The organism is Mesorhizobium sp. CNPSo 4670, assembly GCF_057784235.1.
In genome coordinates, this window is record NZ_JBWJFQ010000009.1 from 227,419 (window position 1) to 250,794 (window position 23,376).

The 23,376-nt window shown below is 63.4% G+C and carries 24 protein-coding genes and 1 pseudogene; 19 read left to right on the forward strand and 6 right to left on the reverse strand.

What is annotated here, in order from left to right; all coding sequences use genetic code 11:
• Positions 1-59 precede the first annotated feature (59 nt).
• From AC0ZT5_RS17490 to AC0ZT5_RS17515, 6 genes are all read left to right on the forward strand, one after another.
• Entirely contained in the window at positions 60-455 is a 396-nt protein-coding gene (locus AC0ZT5_RS17490) for an AGROH133_08824 family phage infection protein (protein WP_184872444.1), read from the forward strand.
• Between the two features lie 246 nt (positions 456-701).
• Positions 702-1,262 carry a F0F1 ATP synthase subunit delta gene (locus AC0ZT5_RS17495; protein ID WP_488497433.1) on the forward strand — a complete coding sequence of 187 codons (561 nt, stop codon included), beginning with the start codon at positions 702-704 and terminating at the stop codon, positions 1,260-1,262.
• Positions 1,262-2,791: a F0F1 ATP synthase subunit alpha gene (gene atpA / locus AC0ZT5_RS17500; protein ID WP_184872442.1), complete on the forward strand. Its 1,530-nt coding sequence runs from the start codon at positions 1,262-1,264 to the stop codon at positions 2,789-2,791. Before AC0ZT5_RS17495 ends, atpA begins: the two co-directional genes overlap by 1 nt.
• A 46-nt stretch (positions 2,792-2,837) precedes the next feature.
• Positions 2,838-3,722 (forward strand): F0F1 ATP synthase subunit gamma, encoded by an 885-nt coding sequence (locus AC0ZT5_RS17505; RefSeq protein ID WP_488497434.1) that lies wholly within the window; start codon positions 2,838-2,840, stop codon positions 3,720-3,722.
• Positions 3,723-3,791: 69 nt separating this feature from the next.
• Positions 3,792-5,402: a F0F1 ATP synthase subunit beta gene (gene atpD, locus AC0ZT5_RS17510; RefSeq protein ID WP_488497435.1), complete on the forward strand. Its 1,611-nt coding sequence runs from the start codon at positions 3,792-3,794 to the stop codon at positions 5,400-5,402.
• 96 nt (positions 5,403-5,498) lie between these two features.
• Positions 5,499-5,906 (forward strand): F0F1 ATP synthase subunit epsilon, encoded by a 408-nt coding sequence (locus AC0ZT5_RS17515; protein WP_184872439.1) that lies wholly within the window; start codon positions 5,499-5,501, stop codon positions 5,904-5,906.
• A gap of 287 nt (positions 5,907-6,193) precedes the next feature.
• On the opposite strand, the gene AC0ZT5_RS17520 is transcribed toward AC0ZT5_RS17515, so the two are convergent.
• Complete coding sequence (locus AC0ZT5_RS17520) at positions 6,194-7,723, reverse strand: mannitol dehydrogenase family protein (RefSeq protein ID WP_488497462.1); 1,530 nt, start codon at positions 7,721-7,723, stop codon at positions 6,194-6,196.
• Between the two features lie 94 nt (positions 7,724-7,817).
• Here AC0ZT5_RS17520 and uxaC point away from each other — a divergent pair, with 94 nt between their 5' ends.
• The 5 genes from uxaC (at position 7,818) to AC0ZT5_RS17545 (ending at position 12,153) form a co-directional block, all read left to right on the forward strand.
• A complete protein-coding gene (gene uxaC / locus AC0ZT5_RS17525) occupies positions 7,818-9,278 on the forward strand; it encodes a glucuronate isomerase (RefSeq protein WP_488497436.1) in 1,461 nt (486 codons plus the stop codon).
• A gap of 115 nt (positions 9,279-9,393) precedes the next feature.
• On the forward strand, positions 9,394-10,170 hold the full coding sequence (locus tag AC0ZT5_RS17530) for a FadR/GntR family transcriptional regulator (protein WP_488497437.1): 777 nt from the start codon (positions 9,394-9,396) through the stop codon (positions 10,168-10,170).
• Positions 10,171-10,192: 22 nt separating this feature from the next.
• Complete coding sequence (gene kduI / locus AC0ZT5_RS17535; RefSeq protein WP_488497438.1) at positions 10,193-11,044, forward strand: 5-dehydro-4-deoxy-D-glucuronate isomerase; 852 nt, start codon at positions 10,193-10,195, stop codon at positions 11,042-11,044.
• Positions 11,041-11,805, forward strand: coding sequence for a 2-dehydro-3-deoxy-D-gluconate 5-dehydrogenase KduD (gene kduD, locus AC0ZT5_RS17540; RefSeq protein ID WP_488497439.1), 765 nt, complete (start codon positions 11,041-11,043; stop codon positions 11,803-11,805). Before kduI ends, kduD begins: the two co-directional genes overlap by 4 nt.
• Before the next feature lie 9 nt (positions 11,806-11,814).
• A complete protein-coding gene (locus AC0ZT5_RS17545; RefSeq protein WP_488497440.1) occupies positions 11,815-12,153 on the forward strand; it encodes a cupin domain-containing protein in 339 nt (112 codons plus the stop codon).
• A 314-nt stretch (positions 12,154-12,467) separates the two neighbouring features.
• On the opposite strand, the gene AC0ZT5_RS17550 is transcribed toward AC0ZT5_RS17545, so the two are convergent.
• Positions 12,468-13,889, reverse strand: a complete 1,422-nt coding sequence (locus tag AC0ZT5_RS17550) for a coniferyl aldehyde dehydrogenase (RefSeq protein ID WP_488497441.1) — start codon at positions 13,887-13,889, stop codon at positions 12,468-12,470.
• Between the two features lie 278 nt (positions 13,890-14,167).
• Between AC0ZT5_RS17550 and recQ the strand changes: the two genes are divergently transcribed.
• The 3 genes from recQ to AC0ZT5_RS17565 all read left to right on the forward strand — a co-directional run bounded on the left by recQ (position 14,168) and on the right by AC0ZT5_RS17565 (position 19,311).
• Entirely contained in the window at positions 14,168-16,006 is a 1,839-nt protein-coding gene (gene recQ, locus AC0ZT5_RS17555; RefSeq protein WP_488497442.1) for a DNA helicase RecQ, read from the forward strand.
• 208 nt (positions 16,007-16,214) lie between these two features.
• Positions 16,215-17,150, forward strand: coding sequence for a DUF535 family protein (locus tag AC0ZT5_RS17560; protein ID WP_488497443.1), 936 nt, complete (start codon positions 16,215-16,217; stop codon positions 17,148-17,150).
• A gap of 415 nt (positions 17,151-17,565) precedes the next feature.
• Positions 17,566-19,311, forward strand: a complete 1,746-nt coding sequence (locus AC0ZT5_RS17565) for an adenylate/guanylate cyclase domain-containing protein (protein ID WP_488497444.1) — start codon at positions 17,566-17,568, stop codon at positions 19,309-19,311.
• Positions 19,312-19,444: 133 nt separating this feature from the next.
• On the opposite strand, the gene AC0ZT5_RS17570 is transcribed toward AC0ZT5_RS17565, so the two are convergent.
• Positions 19,445-19,801 carry a class I SAM-dependent methyltransferase gene (locus AC0ZT5_RS17570; protein WP_488497445.1) on the reverse strand — a complete coding sequence of 119 codons (357 nt, stop codon included), beginning with the start codon at positions 19,799-19,801 and terminating at the stop codon, positions 19,445-19,447.
• 51 nt (positions 19,802-19,852) lie between these two features.
• The gene (locus AC0ZT5_RS17575; RefSeq protein ID WP_488497446.1) at positions 19,853-20,128 is read right to left on the reverse strand and encodes a hypothetical protein; all 276 of its coding nucleotides are present in this window, start codon (positions 20,126-20,128) and stop codon (positions 19,853-19,855) included.
• A gap of 305 nt (positions 20,129-20,433) precedes the next feature.
• Here AC0ZT5_RS17575 and AC0ZT5_RS17580 point away from each other — a divergent pair, with 305 nt between their 5' ends.
• The 5 genes from AC0ZT5_RS17580 to AC0ZT5_RS17600 all read left to right on the forward strand — a co-directional run bounded on the left by AC0ZT5_RS17580 (position 20,434) and on the right by AC0ZT5_RS17600 (position 22,393).
• Positions 20,434-20,757 carry a type II restriction endonuclease gene (locus tag AC0ZT5_RS17580; RefSeq protein ID WP_488497447.1) on the forward strand — a complete coding sequence of 108 codons (324 nt, stop codon included), beginning with the start codon at positions 20,434-20,436 and terminating at the stop codon, positions 20,755-20,757.
• Positions 20,754-21,113, forward strand: coding sequence for a tyrosine-type recombinase/integrase (locus AC0ZT5_RS17585; RefSeq protein WP_488497448.1), 360 nt, complete (start codon positions 20,754-20,756; stop codon positions 21,111-21,113). Before AC0ZT5_RS17580 ends, AC0ZT5_RS17585 begins: the two co-directional genes overlap by 4 nt.
• The gene (locus AC0ZT5_RS17590; RefSeq protein ID WP_488497449.1) at positions 21,110-21,499 is read left to right on the forward strand and encodes a hypothetical protein; all 390 of its coding nucleotides are present in this window, start codon (positions 21,110-21,112) and stop codon (positions 21,497-21,499) included. The genes AC0ZT5_RS17585 and AC0ZT5_RS17590 overlap by 4 nt, the downstream gene beginning before the upstream one ends.
• Before the next feature lie 81 nt (positions 21,500-21,580).
• Positions 21,581-21,784, forward strand: coding sequence for a helix-turn-helix transcriptional regulator (locus AC0ZT5_RS17595; protein WP_488497450.1), 204 nt, complete (start codon positions 21,581-21,583; stop codon positions 21,782-21,784).
• Between the two features lie 366 nt (positions 21,785-22,150).
• Complete coding sequence (locus tag AC0ZT5_RS17600) at positions 22,151-22,393, forward strand: hypothetical protein (RefSeq protein ID WP_488497451.1); 243 nt, start codon at positions 22,151-22,153, stop codon at positions 22,391-22,393.
• A 312-nt stretch (positions 22,394-22,705) separates the two neighbouring features.
• Here the strand turns inward: AC0ZT5_RS17600 and AC0ZT5_RS17605 are convergent, their stop codons facing one another.
• The gene (locus AC0ZT5_RS17605; protein ID WP_488497452.1) at positions 22,706-22,903 is read right to left on the reverse strand and encodes a hypothetical protein; all 198 of its coding nucleotides are present in this window, start codon (positions 22,901-22,903) and stop codon (positions 22,706-22,708) included.
• Between the two features lie 58 nt (positions 22,904-22,961).
• A pseudogene (locus tag AC0ZT5_RS17610) lies at positions 22,962-23,202 on the reverse strand (hypothetical protein).
• Between the last annotated feature and the right edge of the window lie 174 nt (positions 23,203-23,376).

Here is a 23,376-nt window from a genome sequence, read left to right on the forward strand (position 1 = left end):
TTGACTTCCTGCACAGGCGACATTCAATGCGTCCTGAGTTGCGCGAGGGGGGAAGCAAGATGGATTTTGCGTTTCCATGGCCGATGAGCCAGGGCGAATGGCTGGCCTGGTCGAGCGCCGTCGTCACCGTGCTGCTTGGTCTTTTGTTTTTCCTGGCGCCTAACCTGGCCTTCCGTATCCTGCGCTTGCAGGCCAAACCCGAGAAGGCGGCGGCGATCGCCGAGGGGCGCGGCAGGATGTCGGGCTTCTATCTTGGCGTCGGCCTGTGCTGCATCCTGCTGGCGCAGCCGCTGATCTACATGACGCTTGGCTTCTCCTGGCTGTTCACTGCCTTCGGGCGGCTGCTGTCGATGATGTCGGACGGCGCCAATACGCCTTTCAATTGGGTGTCCATTGTGGTGGAATTGGCATTGGCGGCGTTGCCGCTCGCCTTCGCCTTCGGCTTTCTGCCTTGAATCACTGGGGTTTCCGGGGCGGAAGGCGGGACTCTTTTGCCGGATGCGACAATAGTGCCTGAAAACCATGCGGAACGACGCATTGCGGTCTTAAAATGCCTGTGCTAGACGGCAATCGACTTTCGGCCGGGGATAGCGGAAGCCGCGCCTCCGTGCTTGAAAAAATGCAGTAAGGTCAAAGATTTAGCCAGAGTTTTTGCTCGCGCCAACAATCTGCGGCCTGTCAGACAAGAGAAAAGACGGTCCGTGGCCCAATCGTCATCGCCAATCTCAGGTGTCGCAGAACGCTATGCGGGTTCGCTGTTCGAACTCGCCCTGCAGGCAAATTCGGTCGCCAAGGTCGAGGCAGACCTCAACAGCTTCGAGGCGATGCTCGCGGGCAGCGCCGACCTTACCCGGCTGATCAACAGCCCGGTGTTTTCCAGCGAGGACCTGGCTAAGGCCATCGCGGCGATCGCCGACAAGGCGGGGATTACCGGCCTCACCGGCAATTTCCTGCGCGTCGTGGCCCGTAACCGCCGGCTGTTCGCCATCCCCGGCATGATCAAGGCGTTCCGCCAGATCGCCGCCGAACACCGTGGCGAGACCGCTGCTGAAGTGACGTCGGCGCACGAGCTGACCGCAGCCCAGCAGACAGAACTCAAGGCGGCGCTGAAGAGCGTTGCCGGCAAGGACGTGGCCATCTCCGTCACCGTCGATCCGTCGCTGCTCGGCGGACTGGTGGTCAAGATGGGCTCGCGCCAGATCGACACGTCGCTCAAAACCAAACTCAATTCGCTCAAGCTTGCACTGAAAGAGGTCGGCTGATGGACATCCGCGCCGCGGAAATTTCCGCAATTCTGAAAGACCAGATCAAGAATTTCGGCAAGGAGGCCGAGGTCTCCGAAGTCGGACAGGTGCTGTCCGTCGGTGACGGTATCGCCCGCGTCTACGGCCTCGACAATGTCCAGGCCGGCGAGATGGTCGAATTCCCCGGCGGCATCCGCGGCATGGCGCTCAACCTCGAAGCCGACAATGTCGGCGTCGTCATCTTCGGCGCCGACCGCGACATCAAGGAAGGCGACATCGTCAAGCGCACCGGCGCCATCGTCGACGTTCCCGTCGGTCCAGGCCTGCTCGGCCGCGTCGTCGACGCGCTCGGCAATCCGATCGACGGCAAGGGCCCGATCAAGGCAGTCGAGCGCAAGCGCGTCGACGTCAAGGCGCCCGGCATCATCCCGCGCAAGTCGGTGAACGAGCCGATGTCGACCGGCCTCAAGGCCATCGATGCGCTGATCCCGGTCGGCCGCGGCCAGCGCGAGCTGGTCATCGGCGACCGTCAGACCGGCAAGACCGCCATCATCCTCGACACGATGCTCAACCAAAAGTCGGTGCACGACAACGGCCCCGAGAAGGAAAAGCTCTACTGCGTCTACGTCGCCGTCGGCCAGAAGCGCTCGACCGTGGCGCAGTTCGTCAAGGTGCTGGAAGAGCGCGGCGCGCTCGAATATTCGATCATCATCGCCGCCACCGCATCAGACCCGGCGCCGATGCAGTTCCTGGCGCCGTTCGCTGGCTGCACCATGGGCGAATATTTCCGCGACAACGGCATGCATGCGCTGATCAGCTATGACGATCTGTCGAAGCAGGCCGTCGCCTACCGCCAGATGTCGCTGCTGCTGCGCCGCCCGCCGGGCCGCGAAGCCTATCCGGGCGACGTCTTCTACCTTCACTCGCGCCTGCTCGAGCGCGCCGCCAAGCTCAACGACGATCTGGGCGGTGGATCGCTGACCGCTTTGCCGATCATCGAGACGCAGGCCAACGACGTGTCGGCCTATATCCCGACCAACGTGATCTCGATCACCGACGGCCAGATCTTCCTTGAAACCAACCTGTTCTTCCAGGGCATCCGTCCGGCCGTCAACGTCGGCCTGTCGGTGTCGCGCGTCGGCTCGGCCGCCCAGATCAAGGCGATGAAGCAGGTCGCCGGCTCGATCAAGGGCGAGCTCGCGCAGTACCGCGAAATGGCGGCCTTCGCGCAGTTCGGCTCGGATCTCGACGCCGCCACGCAGCGCCTGCTCAACCGCGGATCGCGCCTGACCGAACTCCTGAAGCAGCCGCAGTTCTCGCCGCTGAAGACGGAAGAGCAGGTCGCGGTGATCTTCGCCGGCGTCAACGGCTATCTCGACAAGCTGCCGGTCAACCAGGTCGGCAAGTTCGAGCATGGTCTGCTCAGCCACATGCGTGCGGCGGGCAAGGACATTCTCGAGGCCATCCGCAAGGAAAAGGCGCTGTCGGACGATCTGCGCGCCAAGCTGAAGGCCGAGATCGACGCTTTCGCCAAGACCTTCGCCTGAGCGAAGCGCCAGTCCGGATGAGACAAGACGGGATCAGGTTTGAAGCATGCCTTCATTAAAAGACCTTCGTAACCGTATCGCCTCGGTCAAGGCGACGCAGAAGATCACCAAGGCGATGCAGATGGTCGCCGCGGCGAAGCTGCGCCGTGCGCAAGAGGCTGCGGAAGCGGCGCGCCCCTATTCGGAGCGTATGGGTTCCGTGCTGGCCAACATCACCCAGGCAATCGGCGGCGGCGGCGATGCCCCGGCGCTGATGACCGGTACCGGCAAGGACGACGTGCATCTGCTCGTCGTCTGCACCGCCGAGCGCGGCCTGTGCGGCGGCTTCAATTCGCAGATCGCCCGCCTTGCCCGCGACCATATCCGCAAGCTTTTGGCCGACGGCAAGCAGGTCAAGATCATCTGCGTCGGCAAGAAGGGTTTCGATATCCTGCGCCGCGACTATGCATCGATGATCCTCGACCGTGTCGATCTGCGCGAGGTCAAGACGCTGGGTTTCGTCAATGCCGACGCGATCGCCAAGAAGGTCATCCACCTCTTCAACGAGGGCGCTTTCGACATCTGCACGCTGTTCTATTCGCAGTTCAAGTCGGTGATCAGCCAGATCCCGACCGCGCAGCAGATCATTCCAGCCGGTATCGCTTCGGCTCCGGCCGAGGCGGTGGATGGCGGCAGCGCCGTCTATGAATACGAACCGGAGCCGGGTGAAATCCTCTCCGATCTCATTCCGCGCAACATCTCCGTGCAGGTTTTCCGGGCTCTGCTCGAAAACGCGGCCGGCGAAATGGGCGCCAAGATGAGCGCCATGGACAATGCGACGCGCAACGCCGGCGAGATGATCAACAAGCTGTCGATCACCTACAACCGCCAGCGGCAGGCGCAGATCACCAAGGAACTGATCGAAATCATTTCGGGCGCCGAGGCGCTCTAGGCGCGGTTGCGGGTCATCGACCCGCGAGCGGACCGCGTGAGAAACAAAGGACGAAAAAGGGTAAAGACGATGGCGAAAGCAGCGACCCCCCAGAAGGTAACACCCAAGACGGCAGCCCCCAAGGCCGCAGCCGCGAAGACCGCAGCCCCCGCGAAGGCGGCCAAGGCTCCGGCAGCAGCCGCGAAGGCGGCTCCGGCCAAGACGGCGGCAGCACCGGCCAAGGCCGCGGCGACCAAGACATCGGCAGTGGCCACCAAGGCAACCGGCGTTGTCGGCAAGGTCCGCCAGGTCATCGGCGCCGTTGTCGACGTGCAGTTCGGCGATCACCTGCCGGCGATCCTGAACGCGCTCGAGACGACCAATGTCGGCAACCGCCTGGTGCTCGAAGTTGCCCAGCATCTGGGTGAAAACACCGTGCGCTGCATCGCCATGGACTCGACCGAAGGTCTGGTGCGCGGCCAGGAAGTGCGCGACACCGGCGCGCCGATCACCGTGCCAGTCGGCCCGGGCATGCTCGGCCGCATCATCAACGTCATCGGCGAGCCGGTCGACGAAGAAGGCCCGGTCGACGGGATCGAAATGCGCTCCATCCACCAGCCGGCTCCGACCTATGTCGAGCAGTCGACGGAAGCACAAATCCTGATCACCGGCATCAAGGTGCTCGACCTCCTGGCTCCCTACGCCAAGGGCGGCAAGATCGGCCTGTTCGGCGGCGCCGGCGTCGGCAAGACCGTGCTGATCCAGGAACTGATCAACAACATCGCCAAGGCCCATGGCGGCTACTCGGTGTTCGCCGGCGTCGGCGAGCGCACCCGCGAAGGCAACGATCTCTATCACGAGTTCATCGAGTCCGGCGTCAACAAGAAGGGCGGCGGCGAAGGCTCCAAGGCAGCGCTCGTCTATGGCCAGATGAACGAGCCGCCGGGCGCGCGTGCCCGCGTCGGCCTGACCGGCCTGACGGTTGCGGAATATTTCCGCGACCAGGGCCAGGACGTGCTGTTCTTCGTCGACAACATCTTCCGCTTCACGCAGGCGGGTTCGGAAGTGTCGGCTCTGCTCGGCCGTATCCCGTCGGCCGTGGGCTATCAGCCGACGCTCGCCACCGACATGGGCGCGCTGCAGGAACGCATCACCACCACCACCAAGGGCTCGATCACCTCGGTGCAGGCGATCTACGTGCCCGCCGACGACTTGACCGACCCGGCGCCGGCGACCTCGTTCGCCCACCTCGACGCGACCACGACGCTCAACCGCGCTATCGCCGAGAAGGGCATCTACCCGGCCGTCGATCCGCTTGATTCGACGTCGCGCATGCTCGACCCGCTGGTCGTCGGCGACGAGCACTATGCCGTTGCGCGCCAGGTGCAGTCGATCCTCCAGCGCTACAAGTCGCTGCAGGACATCATCGCCATCCTGGGCATGGACGAGCTGTCGGAAGAGGACAAGCAGACGGTGGCCCGCGCCCGCAAGATCGAGCGCTTCCTGTCGCAGCCCTTCTTCGTCGCCGAAGTGTTCACCGGCGCGCCGGGCAAGCTGGTCGACCTCGCCGACACCATCAAGGGTTTCAAGGGCCTCTGCAACGGCGACTATGATCACCTTCCGGAAGCGGCCTTCTACATGGTCGGCGGCATCGAGGAAGCGGTCGAGAAGGCACAGCGGCTGGCGGCCGAAGCGGCATAAGAAGCAAATTGCGAATAGGGAGTAGCGAATAGGGGCAATGTGAGCCGGGTGGTTTTTCTACTCGCTACTCACTATTCCCTATTCGCTAGATTGATCATGGCTGAAGCTTTCAAGTTCGAACTGGTTTCTCCGGAGCGCCTGCTTGTTTCCGAGCAGGTCGAATCCGTCGTCATTCCGGGCGCCGAAGGCGAGATGACTGTGATGGCGCATCACGCCCCTGTCATGACCACGATCAAGCCGGGCGTGGTCACTGTTAAGACCGCGTCGGGCGGGGAAGAGCGCTATGTGGTGTTCGGCGGCTTCGCCGACATCGTTCCGGCCGGCTGCACGCTGCTGGCGGAATCGGCTGTGGCGGTGAAGGATGTAGACCGCGCCGATCTCGCGCGCCGCATCCAGGAGGCCAAGGAAGACGCCGCCGACGCCAAGGACGACGAGGCCCGCAGCAAGGCGGAACAATTCCTTAGCCAGCTCACGACGCTGGAAGGCGCCATCCTGCCGGCGTAAAATTCGCTTCTGATGACCAAGTGAAAGCGGGGCCTTGCCTCGCTTTTTTGTTTGTTGGACAGTCCGGCTGCCTTGGGCATGGGGGGGTGGCCGATGACGGAAGAAACAGCTGAGCGAGAAACAGCCTCGCGATCCCGACGGTCGACGGCACTACATCGGATTTCCGGTGTTATCGGGCGTAGATCTGGCTTGGCTGGCCAATCTCTCACGTATCGCTTTGATGGTCGTGTGGGTGGCACTCGTCGTGCCCTTCGCCCCGCGATCTAAGCCGGTCGGCCCCGACTCGACTATTCACTTCCTATGCCCAACGCGGCGAAGGCCAGTGTCGGACCATCCCGTCGCAGGTGAACGAGATGGACAGCCACGAGTTCGATCAGTGTCTGGCGCTCGGCGTGGTCGCTGGCGAAGCCGGCATGGTCGAACACCGCCGTCACGGTCTCATTCGCCGATAGCTGCTGGCTCAAAAGCGTCGTCAGCGCCGCATCGAGTGGATCGGTGAAATGGCCCTCCGGCAAGGACTTTCCCCGCGCTGCGCAGGCGGCGATCCAGGCGGCGACCACCAGCGTGAGATGGACCAATTCGGTGCCGGCTTCAATGCACTCCAAGGCCGATGCGACGATGCGCTGCGGCAGTTTCTGGCTGCCATCATTGGCGATCTGTGCTGTGCGGTGGGCAAGAGCGGTGTTCGAAAAACGCTCGGTGAGCTCGGCCGTATAGGCGGCCGTATCCAGTCCGGCATCCTCTGGCAGCGTCGAACTGGCTTCGGCCCACAATGCATCGACGAACTGCCGGATTGCCGGATCGGCGAAGGCGCGATCGACGGTGGCATGACCGCTGAGCAGGCCGAGATAGGCGATGCCCGAATGCGCGCCATTGAGTAGCCTGAGCTTCATGTCCTCGAAGGGGCCGACATCGCTGACCATGGTGACGCCGAATTTTTCCCAGGCCGGACGGCCCCCTGGAAAGTTGTCCTCGATCACCCATTGGCAGAACGGCTCAGTCATGACCGGCCAGGCGTCCTCGACGCCGAGTTCAACCGCAATCCGCGCCCGGTCGGCATCGGTGGTTGCCGGCACGATGCGGTCGACCATGGTGGAGGGAAACGCGACCTGGTCCGCGATGTGGCTGGCCAGGCCGCTATCGGCGTTCGCTGCGGGCCTGACATCGCGCAATTGGGCGAATTCGACCAACAGCCGGTGCAGCGTCGCACCATTGGCCGGCAGGTTGTCGCAGCAGAGCACGGTGAAGGGCGGCGTGCCGGCGGCGCGTCGCCGCGCAAGCGCCTCGGCCAGGAAACCATGCGCTGTCTTCGGCATTTGCGGATTTGCCAGATCGTGGACGATATCCGGATGAGCGGTGTCCAGCCCGCCGCCGGCGGCCCTGAGATAGGCCTTCTCGGTGATCGTCAGCGTCACGATGCGGGAGCGCGGATCGGTCAGCGCGGCCAGCACCGCGCCTGGGTCCTCCGGCGCCACCAGCATCGAGGCGATGGAGCCGATGACGCGAAGTTTCTCCTCGCCACTGCTCCTGATCGCCAGCGTGTAGAGCCCGTCCTGCGGCGAGAGCGCATCGCGTGTGTCGACGCTGCGCAGTGAAACGCCGACGATGCCCCAGCCGGTCTCGCCAGCCGCCAGGCAGTCGTCGACATAGGCGGCCTGATGGGCGCGATGGAAGGCGCCGACGCCCAGATGCACGATGCCCGGGATGACGCGGCTGCGATCATAGGAAGGTGTCGCGACCGAAGCCGGCACTATTTGCGTCGCCTCGCTGGAAAGGCGTTTTGTCGTCGTGGCTCGGCTGGTCTGGTCGGACGGCATGAACTCGCCTCGGGGATGGTTGGCAAGCGGCGTAACATCCGATTTCTTGCCACGCAATGGCTGGAAAGTCATCATACAACAATCCATTTTTTGTATGTTGACATTATTTCTTGTCGACCCTACCGATAGCGGCTCTGGGAGGATCGTCGTGGCACTGACCAACGCGGATTTGCTGTTTCCCGCCGACGCGCATTCGCGCTCCATCGTCCGCGATCTCTATGCCGGCATCAAGGATTTGCCCATCGTCAGCCCGCACGGTCATACCGATCCGCGCTGGTATGCGCTGAACGAGCCGTTCCCGGATCCGGCGCAGTTGCTCATCGTGCCCGACCATTACATCTTCCGCATGCTGTTCAGCCAGGGCGTTCGCCTCGAGGACCTCGGCGTGGCGACCTTGGACGGCGCACCGGTGGAGACCGACGGCAGGGCGATCTGGCGGCGCTTTTCCGAAAACTATTTCCTTTTCCGCGGCACGCCGACCCGGCTGTGGTTCGACCATGTGCTGGCGCATCTGTTCGGCATCGACGAACCGCTCGACGCGGCGACCGCCGACCGTCACTACGACACCATCGCGACGGTGCTGCAATGGGAGAATTTCCGCCCGCGCGCACTGTTCGAGCGCTTCAACATCGAGGTCATCGCAACGACGGAAGGCGCGCTCGACGAGCTCAAATGGCACCAGATGATCCGCGACAGCGGCTGGGAGGGCAAGGTCATCACCGCCTATCGGCCGGACGCCGTCGTCGATCCCGACTTCGAGGGGTTCTCGGCCAATCTCGACAAGCTCGGCGAGATCACCGGCTGCGACACTGGCAGCTGGGGCGGCTATCTCGACGCCCACCGCCAGCGGCGTGCTTTCTTCAAAAGCTTTGGCGCGACGTCGTCCGATCACGGCCATCCGACGGCCGAGACCGCCAATCTGTCGGACGCGGCGGCCGAGGAACTGTTCAATCGTGTGCGCCATGGTTCGGATGACGAGCGCGAAAAGCGGCTGTTCCGCGCCCAGATGCTGACCGAAATGGCCAAGATGAGCCGGGATGACGGGCTTGTCCTGCAGATCCATCCCGGTTCGTGGCGCAACCATTCGCCCTCCATTTTCCAGAAGTTCGGCCGCGACAAGGGTTTCGATATCCCAACCCGAACCGACTATGTCACGGCGCTCAAGCCCCTGCTTGATTGCGTCGGCCTGGAACGGGACCTGACAATCATCCTCTTCACGCTCGACGAGTCCAGCTATGCGCGCGAACTGGCACCGCTCGCCGGCACCTATCCGGCGCTGAAGCTCGGACCGGCTTGGTGGTTCCACGACAGCCCGGAGGGCATGCGCCGTTTCCGCGAGATGACCACCGAAACGGCCGGTTTCTACAACACCGTCGGCTTCAACGACGACACCCGCGCCTTTCCATCCATACCGGCGCGCCACGATGGGGCGCGGCGGGTCGACTGCGCGTTCCTGGCGCGTCTCGTCGCCGAGCATCGGCTGCGCGAGGACGAGGCGCACGAGCTGGCGCGGGACCTTGCCTACACGCTTGCCAAGAAGGCGTACCGGCTCTGAACCGGGCGCCAGAGATGCGCTCGATCTGGCGCGCGAGCCTCGTGGTTCTCGGGCTTGTGACCTATATTCCGGCCATCTCGCTCTGGTTGCCGAGCGTGTTCAAATAGGGGGCGACATGGCATCGGATACCGCAACCGACCTCAGGGTCGAGAGAAAACCAAAGCTGTCGGAGACCGTCTTGGCGGCGATCCGCAAGCAGCTGCAGGCGGGCGAGATCCTGCCCGGCCACAAACTGCCGACCGAAGGCCAGCTGACCGAGACCTTCGGCGTCAGCCGCACCGTCATCCGCGAGGCTCTGGCCAAGCTTGCCGCCGACGGGCTGGTCGAGGCGCGCCAGGGCGCCGGCGTCTTCGTCACCGAGCACATCTCGACGATGTTCGGCGCGCTGGCCGCCGACATGGGCAGCAAGGATTCGATCGCGCTCAACGTGCTCGAGGTGCGGCTGGCGATCGAGATCGAATCGGCCGGGCTCGCCGCCATCCGCCGCAACGCCGCGCAGGAGGCGGCGATCCAGGAAGCCTTCTTCGAATTCGAACGGCTGCTGCTTGCCAGCGAGCCGACCGGCCCGGCCGACCTCGCCTTCCACCGAGCCATCGCCAGCGCCACCAACAATCCCTTCTATGTCGAGATGCTCGACGTGCTCGGCCGGCGCGCCATTCCGTGCGACGTGACCTCGCCCTGGTCGACCGAGCTGGTGCAATCCGACACATATCAGCGCGGGTTGCAGCGCGAGCATCTGGTGATCCTCAATGCGATCACGTCAGGCGACGCGGAAGCCGCGCGCGAGGCGATGCGCGCGCACCTCAGCGCCAGCCAGCAGCGCTACCGCGAGCGGCTGCACGCAAGGCAGGTCTTCTATGCCACTTCGGTCAAGTGCGCTGCCAGCGAATGACCCATCTCAAGTCAGCACTGCAATGAGCCAGAGCCATACCGACTACACATCGCGCTTCGCCATCGATCCCGTTGCCGCCGCGGCGATGGGAACCGACGAACTGCGGCACAATTTCCACATCGACGATCTGTTCCAGCCCGGCCGTATCAGCCTGACCTACACCCATTACGATCGCATGATCGTCGGCGGCGCCGTGCCGACTGACGCACCGCTTCAACTGGAAGCGATCAAGCCGACCGGGACCAAGGATTTTCTCGACCGCCGCGAGCTGATCGCCGTCAACATCGGTGGCGCCGGTGTCGTCAAGGCCGGCGGCCAACCTCATGAATTGCAGGCGCGCGACATGCTCTATCTCGGCATGGGCTGCAAGGATGTGTCGTTCGCCTCGGTGGATAAAACCGCACCGGCCAAATTCTACCTGCTCAGCGCGCCGGCGCATCAGGCTTGGCCGAGACGGCTTATCCGCATCGGCGACGCCAAGCGTCTCGACCTCGGCAGCAAGGATAGCTGCAACGAGCGCTCGATCTTCCAGTTTATCCATGCCGAGGGTGCAAAAACCTGCCAGCTGGTGGTTGGCATGACCCAGCTGGCGCCGGGTTCGGTGTGGAACACCATGCCGTGTCATGTGCATGACCGGCGCATGGAAGCCTATCTCTATTTCGACCTGGCCGAGACGGCGCGCGTTTTCCACTTCATGGGCGAGCCGGACGAGACACGTCATATCGTCATGGGCAACGAGGAGGCGGTGCTGTCGCCGGGCTGGTCGATCCACTCTGGCGCCGGCACTTCGAACTACGCCTTCATCTGGGCGATGGCCGGCGACAATGTCGTCTATACCGATGTTGACCCGGTGGCATTGGACGACTTGCGGTGAGCGACCTTTCCGCCTTCAGCCTGGCCGGCAAACGCATCCTCGTCACCGGCGCCAACACCGGCATCGGTCAAGGCATAGCCGTCTCGATCGCGCGTGCCGGCGGCGCGGTGATCGGCGTCGGCCGCTCGTCGATGGACGATACCGCAAGCAAGGTTACCGCCGCAGGTGGGCAATTCGAGGCGGTGAGCGCCGACCTTGCCGACACGGCAGCCGCCGGCCCGATGCTGGACCGGATCTGGGACGAAAGCGGCCCGCTCGACGGGCTGGTCAACAATGCCGGTATCATCCGGCGCGCCGATGCCGTCGATTTAAGCGAGGCCGACTGGGACGACGTCGTGGACGTCAATTTGAAGACGGTCTTTCTGCTGTGCCAATCCTTCGCCAGGCGCGCACTTGCTGGCGGACGGCAAGGCAAGATCGTCAACATCGCTTCGGTGCTGAGTTTCCAGGGTGGCATCCGCGTCGCGTCCTACACCGCCTCGAAACATGGCGTGCTCGGCGTCACCCGGCTGCTCGCCTGCGAATGGGCGGCAAAAGGCATCAACGTCAACGCCATCGCGCCCGGCTATATCGAGACAAACAACACGCAGGCGCTGCGTGCCGATCCCGACCGCAGTGCCGCTATCCTGGCGCGTATCCCTGCCGGGCGCTGGGGCGAAGCGGAAGACATTGGCGACGCCGCCGTCTTCCTGTTGGCGCCGGCGTCGAACTACATGCATGGCGCGGCGGTGCCGGTGGATGGCGGCTGGCTGGCGCGATAGGAGATGACGATGGCTGAGCCGAAGATTTTCGCGCATGCCGGCGAGGGCGGCTGGACGGCGACGCCGGACGGCAACAGGCGGCGCGTCCTCCTGCACACCGATGAACTGATGATGGCCGAATTCGGCTTCGACAAGGGTGGCGTCGGTGCCCTGCATTCGCATCCGCATGTCCAGGCAAGCTATGTCGCGGAGGGCCGCTTCGAGGTGACCATCGACGGGCGGACCGAAATCATCGCGGCCGGCGGCAGCTTCATCGTGCCGTCCAATCTGGTGCACGGCGTCAAGGCGCTGGAGGCGGGGCGGCTGGTCGACAGTTTCACGCCGCACCGGGCCGATTTTCTCGCCTAGTCCACGACTTGCTAAACCAAGGCTGCGAGATCGAGCGCGGGGAATGACCCGCGCCCCAAGGAGGCGCGGGTTGTTGCCTGGGCGCTTTTGGCGCCGCGGTACTCAAGACATGACCGCAGGATGTGGAGCCTGCCGTATCATCGTGAACATAGGTTTAACGCGCCGTACAACCGATGGCTGTCCCAGAGCGGTTCATCGTTTCACGGAAACGGAGAACCACTCTATCTCTTTGTTTTGACGCAATTCTCTGAGGGAAAACGCTACGCGCTTTTCCCGGGAAAACCGTTTCACACTTTTCCTGGAATTGCTCTGGGTCAGGTGATGTGCCGGAGCAGGCTGAAAATCCGCTCGAACGTCTTGCCATAGGGCGGACGCAGCAAGCCTCCCGCGCTTAGCCGCGACTGCAGGAAAACCGGCTTCTCTTTGCTGAAGGTGCGGAAACCCCATTCGCCGTGATAGGCGCCCATGCCGCTGGCGCCAACGCCGCCGAAGGGCTGGTTCTCCTGCACCAGATGCAGCATGCAGTCGTTGATGGTGACGCCGCCGGCGACCGTCTCGTGCAGGATGCGCTGACGGTTGCCGCTGTCGCGCCCGAACCAATAGAGCGCCAGCGGCCGGTCCGCGCGGTTCACATGGTCGATCGCCTCGTCGACGGTGGCGTATTCGACGATCGGCAGCACCGGCCCAAAAATCTCCTCGCGCATCAGGCGCAGGTTCGGGCCGGCATTGCGGACCAGGGTCGGCAGCAACTTCCGGCTCTGGGCACCGAACTCCTCGCCGGCCGGATTGATTTCGGTGACGTCGGCGCCGGTATCGCGGGCTTCGGTGATCATCTCGCGCAGGCGCTGGTGATGCCGCTCGCTGATGATGGCGGTATAGTCGGGATTGTCGCGCAAGGTCGGGTAGAGCCGCGCTATTGCCGTTGCGAGCTTCGCGGCGACGGTGCCTGCCTGCCCTTGCGGCACCAGCAGATAGTCCGGCGCGATACAGGTCTGCCCGGCATTCAACAGCTTGCCATAGGCGACGCTGGCTGCCGCCGCATCGAGGTCGCAGGACGGATCGAAGATCGCCGGCGACTTGCCGCCGAGTTCGAGCGTAACCGGGGTCAGGTTGGCGGCGGCGGCGATCGCAACCTGGCGGCCGACCGCGGTCGAACCGGTGAACAGCAGATGATCGAAAGGCATCGACACGAAGGCCTTTCCCATCTCCGCATCGCCGGTGATGACGCTGAGTTCGTCGGGCGCGAAATGCTCGCCGGCCAGTTGCGCCAGCAACGCCGAAAAAGCCGGAGTCAGTTCGGACGGCTTGACGAGCACGCGATTGCCAGCGGCAAGTGCCGCGGTCACCGGCGCGACGGCAAGCTGGAAGGGGTAGTTCCAGGGCGAGACGATGCCGACGACACCGAGCGGCTGCGCGACGAGGCGGTTTCTGCCCGGCAGGAACGGCATGGTGGTGGCAACGCGACGTTCGCGCATCCAGCTCTTCAGATGAGACAGCGTATGGCGGATGCCGGCGCGCACGACAAACAGTTCCGCAAGGCGCGTCTCGTGCGCGGAGCGGCCGCCAAAGTCGGCGTCGATCGCGGCGCAGATGTCGGCCTCATGCCGCTCGGTCAGCGCCAACAGGCGGTTCAGCCGGTCCTTGCGGACGCCAATGTCCGGGAAAGGCTGCGCCTCGAAGGCGGTACGCTGCAACTGAAACCGCTCGCCGAGAGCATCCTGTCTGGTCTGCAGCATAGCGCGCCCTCCCTGGCCTTGCGGGGCAAGCTTACATCGCAGCGGGTGAGGGAATCCAGCGCGGTGCAGGTGTCGCGGGGGAAGGGACAGCTTCTGTCTCTAGCCCTTCGCCGCCATGGTGCGACCCGGCGATGTCAACGAACGGAGGTTCTTGCAGAGGGGCGTTGTGGTTGGATGACGGCTGCGCTACTCCAAAGCATCACGCGGAGAGTCGTATTGTTCGGTTTCCACATCCTCTCCAGTTCACCAGAAATCGTTTCCGGCCCGGTGTCCGACTGATGCAGGCACAGGCAGCGAGCATTCGGGCCGAGGACCCCAAGCGGCGCGTCCTGAAGGACGTGTTCGGCTTCGACGATTTTCGTCCCGGCCAGGCCGATGTCATGGACGCGCTGCTGGCCGGGCGCCATGTTCTGGCCGTCATGCCGACGGGTGCGGGCAAGTCGCTTTGCTACCAGGTGCCGGCGCTGGTTCTGGGCGGGCTCACCATTGTCGTTTCGCCACTGGTGGCGCTGATGCAGGATCAGGTCGCCGCCTTGCGGCTTGCCGGCGTCGCCGCCGATACGATCAATTCCTCGATCGACCGTGAGGCCAATGTCGCCGCCTGGCGTCGCGTCGCGGCGGGCCAGACACGCCTGCTCTATCTCGCGCCGGAGCGGCTGATGACCGAGCGGATGCTCGAGGCGCTCGCCAGGCTCGACGTCAGCCTGATCGCCGTCGACGAGGCGCATTGCATCTCGCAATGGGGGCCGGCGTTCCGGCGCGAATATGAAGATCTGTCGCGACTGCGGGGCATCTTCCCCAACGTGCCGATCATCGCGCTGACGGCGACGGCGGACGAGGGCACGCGCACCGACATCGAGGCGAGGCTGTTCGCCGAGCGCGTCGAAACCCTGGTGCTGGGCTTCGACCGGCCGAACATCAAGCTTGGCATCGCGGCCAAGCAGGACAGCAAGCGTCAGTTGCTGACCTTCGTCGAGCGCCACCCCGGCCGGAGCGGCATCGTCTATTGCCTGTCGCGCAAGAAGACGGAGGAAATGGCGGCCTTCCTCGAGAAGAACGGCGTCACCGCGCTCGCCTACCATGCAGGCATGAGCAAGGACGCGCGTGATGCCAACCAGAACAGCTTCATGACCCTGTCCGGCGTCGTCATGGTGGCAACCATCGCCTTCGGCATGGGCATCGACAAGCCTGATGTCGCCTATGTCTTCCACACCGATCTGCCGGGCAGCCTGGAGGCCTATTATCAGGAAATCGGCCGCGCCGGCCGCGACGGGCGGCCTGCCGAGGCGCATATGCTGTTCGGCCTTGGCGATATCCGCATGCGGCGGATGTTCATCGACGACGAGGATGCGCCGCCCGAGCACAAGAGGCGCTCGCATGGCCGGCTCGACACGCTGATCGGCTATTGCGAGACGGCGCAATGCCGCCGCCAGGTGCTGCTCGGCTATTTCGGCGAGGAAGCGTCGCCTTGCGGTAATTGCGACACCTGCCTCGACCAGGCGCCGCGCGCCGATGGCGGAGCCGAGGCGCGGATCATCCTGGCGGCGGTCGCGCAGAGCGGAGAACGCTTCGGTGCCGGCCATGTCATCGATATCCTGCTCGGCCATGAGACCGAGAAGGTGCTGGCCAGGAACCACCAGAGGCTGGCCTGCTTCGGCAGCGGACTGGCGCACAAGAAGGATTTCTGGCTGTCGCTGATCCGGCAACTCGTTGCGGGCGGTTTCCTGATGCCGGATCCGGGCGGCCATGGCGGCCTCGCCATTGCCGAAAAGGGCCATGCGCTTGGTCGTGGCGAAATGCCGTTCCACTACCGCGTCGAAGTGCGCAGCCGCGCCTTGCGCGGCAAGATGCGCTCCGCCCAGGCCGCGGACATGGAAGGCGTGGATGCTTCGCTGCTGGCCGCGCTGAAGACCCTGCGGCTGCGCCTCGCCAAGGAGCGTCAGGTGCCGGCCTATGTGGTGTTTTCCGATCGCACGCTGATCGACATGGCCGAGCGCCGCCCGGCCGATCTCGACGCCTTCGCCGAAGTGAATGGCGTCGGGGCGGCGAAGCTCAAGGAATTCGGCCAGGTTTTTCTTGCCGCAATCGCGGGCCACCAGTCGGGTGGCTTGGGCTGAGGGCGACACGCGTCGGCAGCAGCACATGTCATTGTCGCACTCTTCGTGCATCCGACGGGAATAAGCGCACTGCGATTTTTCCGCCGGCTCAACGGATCCGTAAGCCGGCCATTTTCGTGGCCACCTTACGGATCCGTAATGTCGCGGCGAAGCGCCGATAAGCTAAAGATTCCAACAATGAGGCACGGAGAATGCGAAGGGTGAGCATTTGAATGGGGCAAGGTCGCCATCGCCGCCGCGGGTTCATCGCAAACGGCAGACCTCCGGCTTTCGACGCGGACTGAACCGATGCGTCCATACGATCAAGTGGGCGGCGCTTCGTTGGATATTCCGCCGCGACATCGCCGCCATCCAGTCCAAACTCGGTGCCGAACCCTTCGCGGCGATCCTTCAGAAGTATCCGGACATTCCCCTGAAGCCCGTCCGATCCTACCTGACGACTGGGCTGAGGCGCAGGCATCGTCGGGTCGCCGTCGTCGGTCACTATGTTGCGGCGGCGCAGCTTTTCACCGACGCGGCCCTGATCAGGAGCCACACTGGCGGCCAACAGCTGCTGGATCTCTCGACCGCGGTGGGTAATGTCACGGTTGAACTGACCGGCCAGGATAAGTTGTACCGGGAGGCAGAGTGTCGCCTGCTCCTGCGCCTGGGTGGGCGACCAATCACCGAGATGGGCCTTGCGATTGTGGATAGATCGCTCCTGCGGCTCAGCGGGCAGGGACGCGTGCTTTGGATCGGCGCGCTCAAGTCCGCATCGGTTGGTGTGCAAGGTCTCGATGATGCGCGCACGCTGACGAAGGCCATGGAAGGACTGCGACCCAAAACATTGTTGCTGCTGGTGGCCCAGGCGCTCGCACGCTCCCTCAACATTTCCGGTCTTGTTGCCGCGTCCAACGCGGGGCATGTCTTTGCAAATGATTTTGCCCTGCGTCACCGTATTTCGGCAGACTACGACAGCTTCTGGGTCGAATCCGGGGGCCGCCGGGTCCACCCGACGATGTTCGATCTGCCCCTCACGAAACCGCAGCGTGACCCGGCTGAATACAGGCCGAACAAGCGGGCGCAGCTACGCAGGCGTCGGCATCTCGAGCAGGAGATAGCTCGCCGGGTAGGCGAGGCAATCAAGCCTTTGCGCCGCACCTGACAACCTGGTGGACCTTGCGAAATCGTACGCCGCCGGCAACCTGTCGGCAGCCCGTGGCCCTGGCCATCAGGCCCATTCACGTTATGCCCGATACAAAAGCACCGCCACGGTGGCGTCAACCGGTTACACAGGGCAGGAAATATCTCCGACCTTCTGGGAGGAGTGGCGTTTCAGCGTCCCCAGAGGCTGCGTGGGCGTGTCGTCGGTTGGCTGTTAGCGCGGCGACTGGAAGGCTCCACGCCTTGAAAGCGGGATAGCGAAATCTTGTGAAGGCAAGGTCAAGCTGCGTTCTCCGTTCTGTATCGGTGACGGTCGGAGACTGGGAGAGATGGATACCATGCACGGGAGGCGTCTGGAAGTTGGCAGGGCATGGATGCGGGGTGGCCCGCGTGCAGGGGCCTGGCTGAGCGGTGAAATGACCACGCGGCGCCACCTCGCAGCGATCCTGGCTTGCGACGTAGTCGGCTATGCACGCCTGACGGAGCGCGACGAGCGCGGCACGCTCGAGCGGCTGAAGATCTACCGCAAGGACCTCCTCGAACCGCTGGTCTCCGAGCACCAGGGTCGGATCGTCAAGCTCACCGGCGACGGCATGCTGTGCGAGTTCGCGAGCGTCGTCAACGCGGTGACCTCGGCGATGGCGATCCAGCAGGCCCTGGCAGAACACGAGGCGGAGACGCCCGAGGAAGAGCGGATACGCTTGCGCATCGGCGTCAATCTCGGCGACGTTGTCTGCGAGGAGGATGGCGACCTCTACGGCGACGGGGTCAACATCGCCGCCCGCCTCGAAAGCGTCGCCGATCCCGGCACCGTGCTCGTCTCGGGCACCGCCTACGACCACCTTCAGGGCAAGCTCGACTGCGGCTTCACGCCGCTCGGCGAGTTGCGCCTCAAGAACATCGAGCGGCCTGTGCGCGCCTACCGCGTCGAGTCGGACGCCAGCGCCACCGCGGCTGCACCGCCGGCCCTGCCCGAGAAACCCTCGATCGCGGTTCTGCCTTTCACCAACATGAGCGGCGACCCCGACCAGGAATATTTCGCCGACGGGCTGGTGGAGGACATCATCACGGGATTGAGCCGGGTGAACTCCTTCTTCGTGATCGCCCGCAACTCGTCCTTCACCTACAAGGGCCGGGCGGTGGACCTGCGCCAGGTCGGGCGCGAATTGGGCGTCCGCTACGTGCTCGAAGGCAGCATCCGCAGAGCAGGATCGCGGGTGCGCATCAGTGGGCAGTTGGTGGACGCGATCAGCGGACACCATGTCTGGGCCGACCGCTTCGAGGGCGACGTGAGTGACATCTTCGAGCTGCAGGACAAGGTGACCGAGAGCGTCGTCGGCGCTGTCGAGCCGAGCATCCGGCTGCAGGAGATCAAGCAGGCGCGCATGAAGCCGACCGACTACATCAGCGCCTACGACCTCTACCTACGCGCGCTGCCGCGCTTCTACAGCATGACGCGCGAAGGCTTTGCCGACGTGCGCCGGCTCATCAACGAGGCGCTCAGTATCGACCCTGGCTTCAACTTGGCAAAGGGACTCGGCGCCTATATCCGCAGCCTGTCCGTGAGCCAGTGCTGGCACGAGCCCGACGATGTCCGAGTCGCCGTGCGCATGGCGCGCGAGGTCCTGGCGGAAGCGCGCGACGACCCCACGAGCCTGCGCTTCGCCGCGCAGGTGATCGCCTACAGCGCGAAGGATTACGAGATGGCGCTGGGCGCGATCGAACGATCCCTGCTGCTCAACCCAAATTCGGCGCAGGGCCATACCGGCAGCGGCTGGGTGAACGCACATGCCAGCCGCCCGCTCGTCGCGATCGAGCACTTTCATAGGGCAATGCGGCTGAGCCCGGTCGACCCCGAGAAGGGCATCGCGCTCTCCGGCATCGGAATGAGCTACCTGATGCTCGAGCGCTACGAGGAAGCGCTGGCATGGGGAGAACGCGCCCTGCACGAGATGCCGAACTACGGCTCCTCGCACCGGGTGGTGATCATGGCGCTGGTCAAACTCAACCGGCTGGACCAGGCGCAGGCAGCGGCGCGGCGGCTGATGGAGGCGTTTCCGACCTTCACGCTCACCCTGCAGAGACAGATCAACCCGTGGCTGGACAAGGTGTTCGCCGAGCGTTACGTCGAGGCGCTGGGCATCTCCGGCGTGCCGGAGTGATCGTCGAGCCCGCTTGTCCGCGGGATGAGCGCGTAGAGCAGCCGTGAACAGCCGGCGAGCTCTCTGTTGGGCTCGCGTCGAACTTCCGCGGGGCACCGCCCGGGAACAGCGTCGCCTCGATGCTGACCTGAAATCAGGCCGCGCGCTTGCAGATTTCAGTCCGCTTCATGCCGCTTTTGCGAGCAGTGATCTTGGCGATCAGCTTGTCCAAGGGGCCGCGCTTTTCGGAAACGATGAAGAGATAATCGCGGCCTGGCCAATTCATCGCCGCGCGCGCGATCTGCTCGCGCCACCATGCTGGCGGCTTGATAGTCACGTGCGCATTCCAGCCATTCGGGAGTGTCTTCTGCGCCGGATAGGACGCAATGTTGGCGAATACGAATTTCTCGCCATAGCCAAACATTTCGCTGAGCACCCATGGAATATCTTCTTCCGGAATGTGCTCCAGTACGTCGGTCGAGATCACACCGTCGAAGCGGCCCTGCGGCAATTGCGAATATTCTGACACACCGGGGTCGTAGAATGTGACACAGCTGACACCCTAGTAATCATGCACGCGGTCAATCGTTTTGCCATTCGGCAAGGTTACGGAAGCCTGCTTGTGAATGACGGCTTTGCCACTGCCGTAATCGAGTAGGGTGTGTGCGCCTGACCCTTGCACAAGCGCGCGAATCGTCTCGATGAAGGGCAGCAGGCTGTTGCCCGCGAACAAGGTCTCCGCTGGTTCCCCGGCGCTCGGCAGACCTGCGGCGTGGATGTCGGAATAGATGCGCTGCAACTCAAGGAAGCGCGCGCTGGGGTTCTGGCGCTGCTTCACCCGCGCAAAATTCGGGCAGGTGCAAGTGCGTTGGTCTCCTCCTCGCGTGGCTGTGCTTTCGTCATCATAGTCGGTGAGGGGAGCATCACTGTCTTCTGTCTCGGACTGGATCCGCTTCTATGGCCGCGTGACGCGGTTTCTGACGACGGCGCGGTCATAACTTTCACCTTGGGGGGCTAGTCGTGACATCGGCGCGGACGGGGCGTGATGGCGACCCGACGCTTCACCCTAAAGAAGGCAGATCACCGGGGCCTTACCGCATACTTACGGTTTGGTAAGAACCGTCGTCGTTCATTTGTCTGTCCGTGCTCCAGAGCAGGAAATCCCGCGCCGGTAACTCGCTGGAGCTACATGCGAGAGAGATATTTACCGAAGAGGGTCTTCGGCCGCTGACGGATTTCCAGTACAAACCGGTAGTCGAGGGAGGCATGTCCAGCGCCGGTAGGCTCTTCGACCGCCTCGACCAAGCTGTCCTCGCAAAGCATTTTCATTCGCCAGGGCGTGCGCCGCGAGTTGGGGCTTGGCTCATACGGCAATGCTTCAGGCAAGATCAGCTTGGCCGATGCGCGCAGCCGGGCCGACGAGGCGCGAGAGATTATCAAACACGGCGGCGACAGCGCGCGCCGTGACTGTGCTGAAGGGCCTTCAGGCAAAGCGGCTGTCAGACTACGTGTTTCCAGGCGCCGCGCCGAAAAGGCCGCTGTCCAACATGGCGATGACCGCAGTCATCCGCCGCATGGAAAAGGGCGAGTTCACAGTGCATGGCTTCCGGTCCAGCTTCCGCGATTGGGCCGGCGACGCGACGAACTTCCCGCGCGATGTCGCCGAGATGGCGCTGGCCCACAAGGTCGGCGACGAGGTCGAGCAGGCATACCGCCGCGGTTCGGCATTGGCGAAGCGCAAGAAGCTGATGGATGCTTGGGCGGCTTATGTGTCGACCACGAAAGGCGGCCAGAACATCGTCCGCCTTCAGAGGCAGTCATGACTGGCGACGATGATCAGATTCGCGATCTTCGTGATCGCCTTGCACGACGACTTGAAAAGACCTCAAGCGCCGAGAAGCTCAAGGGTGGCGGCTTTTGGGTAGGCGATGTTGCCGGTGAACGACAAGTTTACGACGACTTGGCAGCCGGGCGCCTGCAATGGCTGCAAGCAAATCGGATGGCGCGTCAGGGTATCAAGGCATTAGAAAATAGCGACTATGACATGGTAATGCTTTGCGCCTGGGCCCGCCACCGATTGCTACATCGCGGCCCTCGAAATACGAGTCAGACCGTCAGACTTGAACGTTTTAGGACGATCTTCTGCTTGCCGTGGTCGTCCCCAAAAGAAATAAAATCCCCGCGCGATTTTTCGCCTCTCAAATCGTGATTATTCACTCAGTCACACGCAACAAAGGCGACGTTGGCAACACTACTGGCCATCTCGCCGCAGAGCGAAAGGTGGCTGACCATGGACGGCGAAGCTGTTCTGATTTCTATCAAAGAGGCGGCTCGGATTACCAGCCTCTCCAGAACTTCAATCAACGAGAAGCGCTCGACTGGCAAATTCCCACAACCGGTTCCACTCGGCGACAAGCGCATCGCCTTCGTTAAGTCCGAAGTCGAGCAGTGGATCCGGGAGCGGATTGCGGCCCGGCGGCGCGAGGCGGCATGATGGACCAGTCCGACCTTCAGCCCGACGAGGCCGTGCGAGCTGCTGCCGAATACCTGGCGGGTCCGCGCGAGCGAACGGGCCAGCCCTGCGTTCCTGAATTGAAGACCCGCTACGGATTGACGACTTTGGAGGCGATTAGGCTTGCCAACGCGATACGACTGGCGAGGGCACACTGATGGCTTCAGAAAAGCGAAAACCCGCCGCAGGGCAGGCGGCGGGCTCATCGGGGATGTCGCCAGGAGGGGACCGGATCGACGGATGCGACCATACCGCATCCGCGCTCGTTGTTCAAGAAAACAGCGGTAATAGCGTCGGATTGTCAACAAATTATGGTGCAATCGCACTCGATCGTATGGAGGCCGCGCCATGACCGAGCAAATTCAACCGGGATTGAAAAAAGGTCGCGGCATGGCGCAAGCCTCGCTCGACCTGATTGGGGCGATGCACAAGATCGCCGAGGAGATGCAGCCGATCACCGGTCGACGTCGGCTACAAACTATTCACGGCCGGCCTTATCCCATCGATGTCGACCAACGACATGGCCAAGGTCTATCGCCTTCTGCGCACCGCGCGAGAACAGGGCGACATTCCGTGGGACTGGATCGTTGACGAGACCAGGGAACTAGAGCGGGTTTCGACCTGGGACGACCCTGCCCAATATGCCCGCGCGGTGGCACTGTCCTATCGTCGTGACTTCTGGAATCAGCAGCCGTATCGCGTCGAAGTGTGTCAGAGAAGGGGACCGTTCGCGGCGTCCTAAAGCCGGTGCTCGATCACTTCGCAGTCGGCTTCCGCGTCATGCATGGTTTCGCCAGTGCAACCACCGTCAACGACATTGCGACAGATGATGACGGGCGCCCGCTAATCGTTCTGTACGCCGGCGACTACGACCCGAGCGGCATGTACATGTCAGAGGAAGACCTACCGCGGCGCCTCGCCGAGTATGGTGGCTCCCACGTCAGGTTCCGGCGCATAGCGTTGACCCTCGATCAGTTGGAGCCCCAGGATGGCCATAAGCTCGATAGCTTGTGCTTCGGTAATGCCAGTTTCTGCCATCAGGCGTCGCACTACTGTAAAGGCTTGAACGGCGCTCGGCGGCGTTGCTACGGTTTGAATCATGTTGGATGTACCTTCCAACTGACCCAACGGTAGCCGACACGGAATGGTTCCGTTGGCGCTACCCAGCCGCGGTAGGTCGCACCGGTCCGGTGGTGTTCCACTGGATGAACTGGACTTCCTTGCCAGCCACCTCCCGCAGCTTTCAACAGCGCCTCATGCAGGATCCGCGTTGACCGGTAGTGATCGCAGCTAGGCGATATCAGCGGCTTGACGATGCTGATGTGAAGCGCCTCCGCTGCCGTCAGGAAGCGATCGATTTCAGCCTGTGAAAGTTGCTTGGAAGGTTTGGTTCTGGCCATAGTAGCGAACTCCGTTGAAGGGCGCCGCAACGGGGAGGATTATATTCCTGATTCAGCTTCGCTTGCCATCATGGGGGGCTCGCGATCCTTTTGGTCAGTTCCCGTCAGGTGTTCCTAACGTTTCGCGACAGTTCATTTCGGGCTCGCGGCAATCGACTGATCCTACGCAACGCA

Coding starts and splice junctions, on each gene's coding strand:
- AC0ZT5_RS17515 (WP_184872439.1), top strand. CDS start 5,499: ATGGCTGAAGCTTTCAAGTTCGAACTGGTTTCTCCGGAGCGCCTGCTT.
- AC0ZT5_RS17590 (WP_488497449.1), top strand. CDS start 21,110: ATGACTGGCGACGATGATCAGATTCGCGATCTTCGTGATCGCCTTGCA.
- atpA (WP_184872442.1), top strand. CDS start 1,262: ATGGACATCCGCGCCGCGGAAATTTCCGCAATTCTGAAAGACCAGATC.
- AC0ZT5_RS17595 (WP_488497450.1), top strand. CDS start 21,581: ATGGACGGCGAAGCTGTTCTGATTTCTATCAAAGAGGCGGCTCGGATT.
- AC0ZT5_RS17530 (WP_488497437.1), top strand. CDS start 9,394: ATGGCATCGGATACCGCAACCGACCTCAGGGTCGAGAGAAAACCAAAG.
- AC0ZT5_RS17505 (WP_488497434.1), top strand. CDS start 2,838: ATGCCTTCATTAAAAGACCTTCGTAACCGTATCGCCTCGGTCAAGGCG.
- uxaC (WP_488497436.1), top strand. CDS start 7,818: ATGTTGACATTATTTCTTGTCGACCCTACCGATAGCGGCTCTGGGAGG.
- AC0ZT5_RS17490 (WP_184872444.1), top strand. CDS start 60: ATGGATTTTGCGTTTCCATGGCCGATGAGCCAGGGCGAATGGCTGGCC.
- AC0ZT5_RS17565 (WP_488497444.1), top strand. CDS start 17,566: ATGACCACGCGGCGCCACCTCGCAGCGATCCTGGCTTGCGACGTAGTC.
- recQ (WP_488497442.1), top strand. CDS start 14,168: ATGCAGGCACAGGCAGCGAGCATTCGGGCCGAGGACCCCAAGCGGCGC.
- AC0ZT5_RS17520 (WP_488497462.1), bottom strand. CDS start 7,723: ATGCCGTCCGACCAGACCAGCCGAGCCACGACGACAAAACGCCTTTCC.
- AC0ZT5_RS17545 (WP_488497440.1), top strand. CDS start 11,815: ATGGCTGAGCCGAAGATTTTCGCGCATGCCGGCGAGGGCGGCTGGACG.
- AC0ZT5_RS17605 (WP_488497452.1), bottom strand. CDS start 22,903: ATGATTCAAACCGTAGCAACGCCGCCGAGCGCCGTTCAAGCCTTTACA.
- AC0ZT5_RS17550 (WP_488497441.1), bottom strand. CDS start 13,889: ATGCTGCAGACCAGACAGGATGCTCTCGGCGAGCGGTTTCAGTTGCAG.
- atpD (WP_488497435.1), top strand. CDS start 3,792: ATGGCGAAAGCAGCGACCCCCCAGAAGGTAACACCCAAGACGGCAGCC.
- kduI (WP_488497438.1), top strand. CDS start 10,193: ATGAGCCAGAGCCATACCGACTACACATCGCGCTTCGCCATCGATCCC.
- AC0ZT5_RS17600 (WP_488497451.1), top strand. CDS start 22,151: ATGACCGAGCAAATTCAACCGGGATTGAAAAAAGGTCGCGGCATGGCG.